General features: G+C 56.4%; 11 protein-coding genes and 1 tRNA gene. 7 read left to right on the forward strand and 5 right to left on the reverse strand.

Annotation, left to right across the window (positions count from 1 at the left end; translation table 11 throughout):
- Window positions 1-33 precede the first annotated feature (33 nt).
- The 3 genes from AABO57_22475 (at window position 34) to AABO57_22485 (ending at window position 3956) form a co-directional block, all read left to right on the forward strand.
- Window positions 34-107, forward strand: a tRNA-His gene (locus AABO57_22475).
- A 568-nt stretch (window positions 108-675) separates the two neighbouring features.
- Window positions 676-1707, forward strand: a complete 1032-nt coding sequence (locus AABO57_22480; GenBank protein MEK6288493.1) for a radical SAM protein — start codon at window positions 676-678, stop codon at window positions 1705-1707.
- A 155-nt stretch (window positions 1708-1862) separates the two neighbouring features.
- Complete coding sequence (locus AABO57_22485) at window positions 1863-3956, forward strand: radical SAM protein (protein ID MEK6288494.1); 2094 nt, start codon at window positions 1863-1865, stop codon at window positions 3954-3956.
- A 103-nt stretch (window positions 3957-4059) separates the two neighbouring features.
- Here the strand turns inward: AABO57_22485 and AABO57_22490 are convergent, their stop codons facing one another.
- The 5 genes from AABO57_22490 to AABO57_22510 all read right to left on the reverse strand — a co-directional run bounded on the left by AABO57_22490 (window position 4060) and on the right by AABO57_22510 (window position 8162).
- Window positions 4060-4329 (reverse strand): hypothetical protein, encoded by a 270-nt coding sequence (locus AABO57_22490; GenBank protein MEK6288495.1) that lies wholly within the window; start codon window positions 4327-4329, stop codon window positions 4060-4062.
- A 5-nt stretch (window positions 4330-4334) separates the two neighbouring features.
- Window positions 4335-5702, reverse strand: a complete 1368-nt coding sequence (locus AABO57_22495; protein MEK6288496.1) for an MFS transporter — start codon at window positions 5700-5702, stop codon at window positions 4335-4337.
- Window positions 5703-5951: 249 nt separating this feature from the next.
- Window positions 5952-6092 (reverse strand): hypothetical protein, encoded by a 141-nt coding sequence (locus AABO57_22500; GenBank protein ID MEK6288497.1) that lies wholly within the window; start codon window positions 6090-6092, stop codon window positions 5952-5954.
- A 231-nt stretch (window positions 6093-6323) separates the two neighbouring features.
- The gene (locus AABO57_22505) at window positions 6324-7562 is read right to left on the reverse strand and encodes an ABC transporter permease (protein MEK6288498.1); all 1239 of its coding nucleotides are present in this window, start codon (window positions 7560-7562) and stop codon (window positions 6324-6326) included.
- 84 nt (window positions 7563-7646) lie between these two features.
- Window positions 7647-8162 carry an HlyD family efflux transporter periplasmic adaptor subunit gene (locus AABO57_22510; GenBank protein MEK6288499.1) on the reverse strand — a complete coding sequence of 172 codons (516 nt, stop codon included), beginning with the start codon at window positions 8160-8162 and terminating at the stop codon, window positions 7647-7649.
- 142 nt (window positions 8163-8304) lie between these two features.
- On the opposite strand from AABO57_22510, the gene rplM reads away from it, so the two are divergent.
- From rplM to tsf, 4 genes are all read left to right on the forward strand, one after another.
- Window positions 8305-8736 (forward strand): 50S ribosomal protein L13, encoded by a 432-nt coding sequence (gene rplM / locus AABO57_22515; protein ID MEK6288500.1) that lies wholly within the window; start codon window positions 8305-8307, stop codon window positions 8734-8736.
- 77 nt (window positions 8737-8813) lie between these two features.
- Window positions 8814-9209, forward strand: coding sequence for a 30S ribosomal protein S9 (rpsI, locus tag AABO57_22520; GenBank protein MEK6288501.1), 396 nt, complete (start codon window positions 8814-8816; stop codon window positions 9207-9209).
- Window positions 9210-9385: 176 nt separating this feature from the next.
- The gene (gene rpsB, locus AABO57_22525) at window positions 9386-10456 is read left to right on the forward strand and encodes a 30S ribosomal protein S2 (GenBank protein ID MEK6288502.1); all 1071 of its coding nucleotides are present in this window, start codon (window positions 9386-9388) and stop codon (window positions 10454-10456) included.
- Between the two features lie 111 nt (window positions 10457-10567).
- Window positions 10568-11239 carry a translation elongation factor Ts gene (gene tsf / locus AABO57_22530; GenBank protein MEK6288503.1) on the forward strand — a complete coding sequence of 224 codons (672 nt, stop codon included), beginning with the start codon at window positions 10568-10570 and terminating at the stop codon, window positions 11237-11239.
- Window positions 11240-11338: the final 99 nt, after the last annotated feature.

Below are 11338 nucleotides of genomic sequence, written 5' to 3' on the forward strand. Positions count from 1 at the left end.
TTGAGCCAAAGTTAGTCGCAGTCGAGTAGCGTGGCGAGCATAGCTCAGTTGGTTAGAGCGCCTGACTGTGGATCAGGAGGTCGCGGGTTCAAGCCCCGCTGCTCGCCCTCATCAGATCCCGAATTACACAGTTCCATCCGGCCTTATATCAATGACAATCTTTGCGTTTCGATATCCTCGGTGTCGCTCTCAATCTGGCAGCTTCCCTCTCAGCCAGTTCGTGTCCCGCCTTCCGTGATCTCGAGACTCGACGCTTCATTGGGATGGTTGTGCGCTCAATATAGCAGAAGCTTTCTCGTTGATATGCCGCGCCCGAATGTGTTATTGTCCCCGCCCTGTAGGATTCAGTCGCACAAGTCGCTAGGCCGCGCGAAGCGAATCGGGTCAAAGTGACGGCGAACGCGGCTCATCGTCGCGGCCTGAGTCATTAGGCCGCATCGACTCTGATAGCCCTTTCAGGTAATGAGTCAAAACCTGATTTGCTTCGCTATCGGATCGGGATTGCTTGCCAGTGCCGCTTAGCTATTTGTAGGATTGATGAAGCTTAGAGCTACCAGGACTGGAAGGTTTTAGAGGGTATATCAATTGCTCTGACCTCGTTTACGCCTTGAAATGGATCTGTTTCAGGTTTCTGACCCAAACAAGGCTGCTTTACCTTTTTCACTCAAGTCTCCTATGAAGCTATCAAGCCGCCTGAAAATGTATTTTCGCGCATACAGGTTTATGGCCAAGGGTCTGTTGTCACAGGACCATCCCATACTCGCGCACATCATTCCAATGAGGCGGTGCAATTTGTCCTGCACGTATTGCAACGAATACGACGACTTTTCGAAACCGGTGTCAACCGAGGTCATGTTCGAGCGTTTGAATAAGCTCGCAAGCCTGGGAACCACGGCTATCATCATCAGCGGCGGTGAGCCACTGATGCATCCCGAAATCGAGAGCATCGTCGCGAAGATCAGGCAACGCGGGATGCTGGCGTGCTTGATCACGAATGGATATCTGCTGACGCAAGAGAAGATCAAGAAGCTCAATGCAGCGGGCCTCGAGTACATGCAGATTAGCATCGACAACGTGAACCCCGATGATGTTTCGAAGAAGAGCCTGAAGGTGCTGGACAAGAAACTTGTTTGGCTATCGGAGCTCGCCGAGTTCAGGGTGAACATAAACTCGGTCATCGGCGGCGGCATCAAGACTCCTGAAGATGCGTTGACTGTTGGCTTGCGCGCGGTTGAATTGAAATTCTCAAGCTCGCTCGGCATCATTCACGACGGGCTGGGGACACTCAAGCCGCTCAAAGGCGTCGAACGTGACGTCTATTTCGAGATGAAAGACCTGGGCAAGAAGGGTCACGTCAGATGGAACGGCTTTCAGAAGAACCTGGTCGATGGCAAGCCAAACCAATGGCGTTGCCGGGCTGGAGCGCGCTATCTTTACGTTTGCGAGGATGGGCTCGTTCACTACTGTTCCCAGCAGCGCGGCTATCCCGGGGTCCCTCTCAGTAGCTACACCAAAGAGGACATTCGGAGAGAGTATCTGACCAAGAAGGCGTGCGCACCTTACTGCACAATCGCCTGTGTGCACCAGGTTGCGACGTTTGATAACTGGCGCGATCCGCAAACGCTGGGCGTGAAAGGCGCGGTTCGGCGCGAGTCGGTTCAGGCAATCCAGACGCTGTATCAGATCGAGCAAACCGAAAAAGTGTAGTTTTGAGTCTGGTTCTTTGATGTGCGCCCGGATGGATTCCGGGCTGGTTAGAAGCAATGATAACGAGCGCCGCTAAGTGGCGGCGCGTGTGAATAACAAAGTCCCGCGGGAGCTAGTGGGATTCTTAGAGCTTTAGCGGACGAGGAGAAAATGACATGCATAAACCTGTGAAGTACGCGGAGAAGGGACTGACCTACGTCGCGCGCGGCGGGTGGGCGGTATTTGAAAGGATTAACCGAATCAAACCTAACCCTTCGTTCACTCCGAAATGGTCCGAAAAGCCGCTGCTTAAGTCCTATCAGAAAACCAAGCCGCCCCTGGGCTGGCCGCGAACCACGGATTCATTGTGCCCCAAGTGCATTCCTGAGATTCGCCAACAAATCGTTGACGGCAAGCTTCCTCACGAAATACTTCTCAACGAAAGAATCGGCGAGATCAAAGCTCAGATAATCGAGCGCGACGGCAAGATATTGATGGTCAAGGACTGCGAGAAGCACGGTCACTTCGAAGATGTGATGTCGAATGACCCTGCCTTCTTCAAACATCTCGAGGAAGTATTCCCAGGCCGGGACATCCGTGCCCACAACGACGAGAAGATGCACAAGCACGGCTCGAGCACGATCAAACACGGGCGGGGATCGGTGCTGACGGTCGACCTTACCAACCGCTGCAACATGATGTGCGACCCGTGCTTCATGGACGCCAACCAGGTCGGGTTTGTGCACGAGCTCACCTGGGAAGACATCAAGACACTGCTCGACAACGCAATTTCGATCAAGCCCCGCCGACAAATGTCGGTGCAGTTCTCGGGCGGCGAGCCGACGATGTCGCCTTATTTCCTGGATGCCGTTCGTTACGCTCGCAAAGTCGGTTACAACAGCGTGCAGGCGGCGACCAACGGAATCGAGTTCGCAAAGAGTCCCGAGTTTTGCAAAGAAGCGGCGGAAGCCGGATTGCGCTTCGCTTATTTGCAGTTCGACGGAATCGGCAACGCGGCCAATGAACACCGCAAGGTCGGCAACCTTTTTGACGTGAAGCTCCGCGCCATCGAGAACCTTCACAGCGCAGGCGTGGATATCGTGCCGGTGACCACGATCATCAACGGCATCAACAACGAGCAGGTTGGGCGCATCATTCAGTTCGCGCTCGACAATCCGAAGAAGATAAACTTCCTCTCGTTTCAGCCGGTCTCGTTCACCGGACGCGACGAAGAAATAACCGACGAGCGCCGGCATGCGCAAAGGTACACTCTCTCGCACATGGCCCACGACGTGAAGAATCAGACTGGACTGGGCGAGCCGATTCGGGACTGGTTTCCGATTTCATTCATGGCGACGTTTACCGATTGGGCTGACCTGGTTCACGGACCGCAGAACGATTGGGGCCAACTCAACTGCGGATGTCATCCAAACTGCGGGATCGGCATGGCCGTGATGATCGATAAAGAGACCAAGGAAGTGGCGCCGGTCACCGCATTCCTGCACGCCGAGCAGCTCGCCAAGGACATAATGAAGGTCAATGACGCGGCGCGGGGCAAGGTCTTATCGGTCGTGGGAATGGCCCTGGCGCTGATGAAGAATTACGATCCATTCAAGGCGCCGACACACTTCAGGCTCGTCCATTTGTTGAAGAAATTCGACAAGACCTTTGGGGCGACCGGCAAGGATTACGGCAAGGTATCCGGTGAGCGCACCGCCGAAGACATTGAGAAACGCCGGGCCGACCGATGGAACTTTCTGTTCATCGCCGGAATGTGGTTCCAGGACCTGTTCAACTACGACTTCCGCCGCACCGAGCAATGCATCATCCCGTACGCGACTCAAGAAGGCGAGATTTCCTTCTGCGCTTACAACACCGGTGTTGGCTGGCGGCAGATCATCGAGAAGATGCATATGACCGCGACTCTGACCAAGTGGTACGAAGAGAACGGGCGGCATGAGATCTTCGCCGGGGGCAAGTCAGTCGCGTTGAATAGCGCTGAGCACTCGCTGGTGCTCGACGAGGCGCTTGTGACCAAAGACATTCAACATGACCTTGACGATCTAGGCATCGCAAAGAACTCGAGAGAAGAGAAGCTGCGAGCGCAGCGAGATCGAATCAAGGAACAGCAGGAAAACGATCGTATGGCTAAGCTCTATAGGCAGCATGTGCTGAAGGAGCAGGGGACCCCGGAAGCTCAGATCGTTCAGATTCAGTTGAAGAGTTCCAAGCCGCGGCCGGAGGTTACGCCCGCAGGATTTGGCGACTGAGTACGCTCTTCACCGAGAGAATCAAAGAGGCCGCCGGGCGTCAAACTCGGCGGCCTCTTTTTGCCAGGCCGGAGGTTATCAGGACCGCGTCTTCCGATTGCGATCAGCTCCCGAGCTGATCCTTTGCGGAATGATAGAGTCCCGGTTCGCCTTTAAGACCGAATGGATCTTGTAGCCAGACTCGCCGACCGCTATGCGCCGATCGCTCCGGCTGCCTGTCTTCTTCGGGCAAGCGATCGCCGTCCAGCCACATCCGAGCCGAGGACGTGGCCGCGCGGAGGCGTAGCGACACGGCGACTATGACACCGCTCAACGCCGCTATGAGAATCAAACCGATCAGATTCATCGCCATCTCCGCGTCCCAGTATTCCATCGCCTCTAGTCTCCGTAGCTCTCGTGCACAGCGCGCATCGGCACCCTGAACCGCGCAGACCACAAAGCCAGCAGCCAGACCAGGCCCGGACTCGCTGAAAGCAGCCCGGACGCAATCATCAACGATCGCGGGCCGAACCAGGTCAACAGCCAGCCCGTGATGATCGTCGAAATCGCCATCGTCGCAAGCTCCAGCGACCGGTCTGTTGTGAACACTCTGCCGCGATAATCATCGGGCAGAATTCTCATCATCAACGTTTCTTGAAAGCCGAATTCGGCTCCAAGCACCAATCGACTGAGCCCTACCCACACCGCCATCGATGCAAGCGTGGGCATCAGACCCGCTACCGAAAAGAGCAGGCCGTGAGCAAGCAGCGACCATCCTATGAAATGACCGGCGCGATGCTCATTGGCGATCCACATGCCGACGCGCCGCGTCAGCATCATTCCCAGGAATACCCCGGCGCCGCCGGCCGTAAACAGCGCGGCTACGAACCAGTCTCCGCGCTCGCTCGACCCTTGTGCGAAAACGTGTCCGCCGATTCGATCGAACAGAATCGTTGTCATTCCACCGCCGCTGCCCCATCCGATGTTGACCAGAATCACCGCTCGCACGAACGGCGTTCGCCAGATGTACCGCAGCCCTTCGCGCAGGTCCGCGAAGAAACCTGCGCTTCCGGGCGCAAACGGCTGCTCGCTTCCGGCGATCGGCGTGATCGCCACAGCTTCCGCGGACATCGGGTCCGCCAGCACCGTGCTCTTTGCCGTCGCGTCTCGCTGTTGCCTCGTCGAGCCCGCAGGTATTCGAAGAATGAACAGCGCCGATCCGACGAATGACATCGCGTTCACAATGAACGCCGTGTTGTAGCCGAACTGCGCGGCCGTCAGCCCTCCGATCGCCGATCCGAGCGTGTACTGAAGAAACCGCGTCGAAAACATCAGCACGTTGGCCGTCAGGAACTCGCGCGGCGTCACCATGTTCGGGATCGACGCGTTCTTTGCGGCTTCGAAGAACATCGTGAGCGAGGCCATCAGCGCGCTGCACGCGACGACCAGCCACGCCGATCCGATCAACCCGGCGAAGACATACGCTACCGCGACCACGGCCCGCATCAAGTCGGCAGCGATCATTATCCGCCTGCGCGACCCGCGATCGGCAATCACACCGGCGATTGGGGCGACAAGTAAGAACGGCAGCAGTCTCGCTACGAGCAGCGCGGTCGTCATGAGCGGCGAGCCCGACAGCATGCGCACCAATCCGAGTTCCGCTATGAACGAAAACCAGGTGCCAAGCTCGCTAATGACTTGCCCGGCCCACAGTCTTCGAAAGTTCTTGTTGCCCTTCAGCAGCTCGCAGTAACTAGCCGACTTCATGGTCTCCTCCAAGCTTCAGTTTAGAGTTCAAGCTTTAGCTTGCCCGACTTCGACCGGAGCAACCTAAAGGTTGAACTCTGAACTTCGATCACCTTCAAGGCGAAGCCGTTGTTGGCAGTGGCGGGCACTATTTGCGACCGCCTTGTTTATTCGATTGTTCCGAACGTGGTTGAAACCCGCTCCAAAACATCAAAAGCCGCCAGCATCAAGTTGACGCTGGCGGCTGTCGGGCTTGATGCTGATGAATTGCTAAGGTCCTGTGCGAGCGGTCGCGTCCATAACGAAGAACGGCGTGATGCCAACCGGGCACACCTGCTCGAGGTACGCGCTCCACTGCTTGGGTGCGCCGCCGATGACATCAACCGATAGTTTGTTGTGTTCGCTCTTCATCAAAATCTCTCCGCTTGACGTAGCAACTTACGCGCAGGCTCGACGTTGGTTTCAACTCTTCTAGCCGACGAGGCTCAACTAGCGGATGACTGAAGATAAACGACTCGCGTTTTTGTGTCAACAAGTTTCTTTGCGCAGGCATCCGTGCCTGCAAGGCCTCGGCGGAAGATCCCTCGTAGAGAAAGAGGCGAGTTGCGAAACATGCAGGCAGGGATGCCTGCGCTCCCAGGACTACTCATATCGAAGCGCTTCAACGGGGTCGAGACCTGAAGCTCGAACGGCCGGGTAAATCCCGAAGATCAAACCGACTGCCGCCGATACGCCGAACGACAGCCCGATCGAGGCGCCGGTCACAACGGTGCTCCACTCGGCATACAGGGCAACGACTCGCGACACTCCGAAGCCGAAGATTATTCCGGTGATGCCGCCCAGTAAGCTCAAGACCAGCGCTTCAACCAGGAACTGCTTCCAGATATCCCGGCGTCTGGCGCCGACTGCCCGGCGGACTCCTATCTCGCGAGTGCGCTCCAGAATGCTCGCAAGCATTATGTTCATTATGCCGATGCCGCCGACCAGCAGTGAGATTCCGGCTATGCAGCTCATAACGATGTCGAAAATGTGCCGCGTCTTCTGGTTCTGCTCGAACAACTCGCGCGGCACGATTATCGAGAAGTCCTCGGCTTTGCCGTGCAGGTTCGTAAGCACTTCGTTGATCAGCACCGCGCTCGGCTTCAAGGCCTCCGGACTCTTCATGCTGACGACAATCTCATCGAGCTCAGATTCCATTCGTTTGAGCTCAAACTTCTTGAGGGCCGTAGCCAGCGGGATGTAGATATCATTGCTGAAGTCCTGTATCTTGACGCCCTCGAACTCGTCTTTCGCGAGGTTGGTATCCTCGAACACGCCGATCACCGAGAACCACATCTTGTCGATCTTGATGGACTGGCCGATCGGAGAGAGATAGCCGAAGAGTTTTTGCTTGACGCGCGAGCCTATCACGCAGAACTGCTCGTAGTCCTTCTCATCCGGCTCGGCAAAAAAGCTTCCCTCGGCCAGCTTGTGCTTGGCGAGCCGGAAGTATGAAGGCGTCACTCCGATCACGAACGAATCGTCGCTCTTGCCCTTGAAAGAAAAGATCTGGAACGTCTTCACGCGCTTCTTTGCGGCATAGGCTTCGATGTCGGGTGTAACCGCGGAAATGGCCTCGATGTCGCGAGTCGACAAGCCCAGCGAGCTCTCGCGGACTTTCTTCAGATCTTCGTCCTTGAACTCTCGGTCCTTGGCTATGATGTTTCGCAATCCCATCGTGTCAATGATACGCAAGCTCTCCCTTTCGGCTCCCGCCCCGATCGACAGCATCGCTATCACCGCGCCTACGCCGAAGATCATCCCGAGCATCGTCAGAAACGAGCGAAGCTTGTGCGCTCGGAGATTCGCTACTGCGAGTTGGAGTTCGGTTGCGTAGTTCATAGCTTGTAGAGGTAGGGCAGACTTTAGTCTGTGTTTGGCGATTGCTCTAATAGCGGAGTTACCAAACACAGACTGAAGTCTGCGCTACTTCGATTTCGCGCTCTCGACATCCGGTTTCTTCTTAGAAAAGTCTTGCTTCAGATCGGGCGGATTGAGCGCCAAAAGCTGTCCCGCGTCGAGCCCCTCGGTAACGACCACCTGCGCGGAATCTCCCTGACCCAACGTCACAGGCAAAGCCTCGAACTCATTGAGTCCCTTCTGAACAAAAGCAACAAACCCTGAATCTCGCTTAACGGCCGCACTGCGGGGAATGACGATGACCGATTTGAGCTCGCCTACAAGGATGTGCGATTTCAGCTTGACCCCTGGCTTCATGAGCGCGGCGTTGGTCTTGTCGAGCGTGACTATGGTTTGGAAATACTTCACCGGGGATTCCCGGTCGATGGGTCGCGCGAGTTTGTCGATGCTCTTAACCTTGCCGGTGAACTCTTCACCCGGATAGGGGTCGAGGGTGACGGTGACCCTCTGGTCGGTCTTCAACTCACCCGCGTCTCTTTCAAGCACGAAGCATTTGGCTTCCATCTTGTCCGGGTTTACCAATCCCTAAATGCAGACAACCGCCACGCGTTCTGGCGCCCAAAGAGAAGCAGCAAACCCATTTTGAACCCGCCTTGACAAGCACATGGCCGTTTTCGTATCCTTTCCGTTCGTCTTCTTTACAGGAAATCTGGAGATTCGCACCATGGGCACATTCGTTCCGAGCGGCAAGAACCTCGAACAAACCCGCAAGTGGTTTGTCATCGACGCCGACGGCAAGACCGTTGGCCGGCTTGCGACCGCCGCCGCCATGCTGCTGATGGGAAAGAACAAGCCAATCTATACGCCGTTCATCGACGTTGGCGATCACGTAGTTGTCATCAACGCGGAGAAAGTAGTCTTCACCGGAAACAAGTTGAAGAACAAGCTCTATCGGCATCACACGGGCTGGCCCGGCGGGCTCAAGGAAGTTACCGCTGAGAAGATGATGCAGCGTCATCCCGAGCGAATACTCGAGTCGGCAATTCGCGGCATGCTGCCTAAGAATAAGCTCGGCCGCAAGATGGGTAAGAAGTTGAAGGTCTACGTTGGAGCGGACCACCCGCACAAAGCACAACGACCCGAGCCGCTCCCCTGATAAGCGATGATAAGCGTTGATGAGCGAGCAGCGTACGGTTGACTCCGGCACGCACCGATTTGGAGGAGATTTTTACAGTGGCAGAAACGATTCAGAATTACGGAACAGGCCGTCGCAAAAGCGCGACCGCAAGAGTTTTCCTCAGGCCGGGCACCGGAGAAATAACCGTCAACAAGCGGAAGTTCGAAGACTATTTTCAGAACGAGACGCACCGGATGGTCATTCGACAGCCGCTTCACCTGACCGACTCCCTTAACAAGTTCGACGTGTTGGTGAACGTCGACGGCGGTGGGGTCGCCGGACAAGCAGGCGCGGTGCGTCACGGGATCACCCGCGCACTGATGGAGCTGAACCCCGAGTTTCGACCCAGGCTGAAGAAGGCTGGCTTCGTCACCCGCGACCCGCGGGCTAAGGAGCGTAAGAAGTACGGTCAGAAGGGCGCGCGAGCGCGCTTCCAGTTCTCGAAGCGGTAACGCTTAGTGATGCGTGAAACGTGATGCGTGACGAGGAACGAAACCAAAAGGTCACGCATCACGTTTCACGCATTACTCAATTCCATTGCCGGTCCTTGCGATTGGTTGTTTCAACAAGGACGATTTGTACGCGGGCCGGTGAGTACATAAACCAATTCAGCGTGTAGGAGGATCGATTGGTCACAGTCACAATGAAGGAACTGCTTGAAGCTGGAGTCCATTTCGGACACCAGGTCAGGCGTTGGAACCCCAAGATGAAGGAATATATCTTTGGGGAGCGAAACGGAATCTACATCATTGATCTTCAGAAGACCCAGCGGCTCTTCAAGGAAGCAGTAAAGTTTGTAACTCAGAAAGGGATGGACGGGGCGAGCTTCATGTTCGTCGGGACCAAACGACAGGCGCAGGACGCAGTCGAGGAAGAGGCCAAGCGCTGCGGCCAGTTTTACGTCAATCAACGCTGGCTGGGCGGGTTGCTGACGAACTTCCAGACCGTCCAGAAATCCATTCAGCGCATGAAAGACATCGAGACCATGCGCACGGATGGACGCTTCGATGCGCTGACCAAGAAAGAGCGGCTTGGACTCGATCGCGAACACGCGGCGCTCGAGAAGAACCTGGCCGGCATACGCGATATGAAGGTCCTACCCGATGTGATCTTCATAATCGACTCCAACAAAGAAGAGATCGCAGTCCACGAAGCTAACAAGCTTGGCATCACGACCGTCGCGATCGTAGACACAAACTGCAACCCGGACGGCATCGACTACATCGTGCCTGGAAACGACGATGCGCTCCGCGCTGTGCGCCTGTTTGCCGCGAAGATGGCGGACGCAATCATCGAGGGTCAGCAGACGGTGAAAGAGGGCGGCGCCGAAATCGGTGAAGCTGCGGAAGGCGCGGAAGCCGCCGCCGCGGGAACGCCTGAGACGCCGCGCGAGCGTTCTGAGAGAGGTGACCGTGACCGTGGCGGGCGAGGACGCGGACGTGGGGGAGAACGTCGAGGCGGACGCCGCACCACTTATGTTCCGCCCGGCGCGGCTCCAATTCCCGAGCCTCTCATTCCGGAAGCAGCGTCCGCACCCGCGCCTGAGACTACATCGGCAGAGCCCGAGCCTGTCATTCCTGAAGCGGTTTCCGCACCCGATACCATACCGGCGGAACGTGAGCCGCTCATCGTAGCGGCGAGCGAAGCCGGGCAATCCGGAGAAACCCCGAAAGCGGAAAGCGCAGAAGCTTCAGAATAAAGAAAACAGCAAGAGGCGAAAGTAAAAGCATCGCGCGGCGAAGTCAGCTTGTTTGCCGCGCCTTTTCACATCCTTTTAGCAATTAACATCGACCGGGAGAATCAGGTAGTAATGTCCAACGTAACACCAGCAACAATCAAAGCGCTCCGGGAAAAAACCGGCGCGGGCATGATGGAATGCAAAAAAGCGCTCACGGAAGCCGAGGGCAACGAGGAGAAGGCCATCGAGGTTCTGCGCAAGCACGGGCTGGCGACAGCGACGAAGAAAGCGGGGCGCGTTGCCGCCGAGGGGCTCGTCAATTCGTACATACACGCCGGCGGAAAGATAGGAGTGCTTCTCGAGGTCAACTGCGAGACTGACTTCGTCGCGCGCGGCGAAGAGTTCCGTAGCTTCGTCCATGATTTGGCTATGCACATAACCGCGGCCGAGCCACGCTACACAAACAAAGAAGACGTGCCCCCTGAGGTGCTCGACAAGGAACGTGAGATCGCGCTCGAACAAGCTCGTCTCGATCCGAAGAACGCGGACAAGCCTCAGCAGGTGCTCGATAAAATCGTCGAAGGACGGATAAGCAAGTTTTATCAAGAGACCTGCTTGATGGAGCAGCCCTTCGTTAAGGACCAGAACATCACCGTCGGCACACTGGTTACCCAGATGATGCAGAGGACCGGCGAGAACATAAGGGTGCGGCGATTCACCCGCTACAAGATGGGTGAGGGACTCGAGAAACGCACCTCGGACCTTGGAGCCGAGGTCCAAGACTTACTTGGCGGCAATAAATAGTTCGCAAGAGAACTCCCTGGGAGCGCAGGCATCCCTGCCTGCCTCTTTCGCGAACACGCTTCTTTTGTTTTAAAAGGTGCCGTGCGTGAGGCAGGGAGG

It is taken from the genome of Acidobacteriota bacterium (genome assembly GCA_038040445.1).
GTDB classification, from domain to species: Bacteria; Acidobacteriota; Blastocatellia; order UBA7656; family UBA7656; genus Onstottus_A; species Onstottus_A frigus.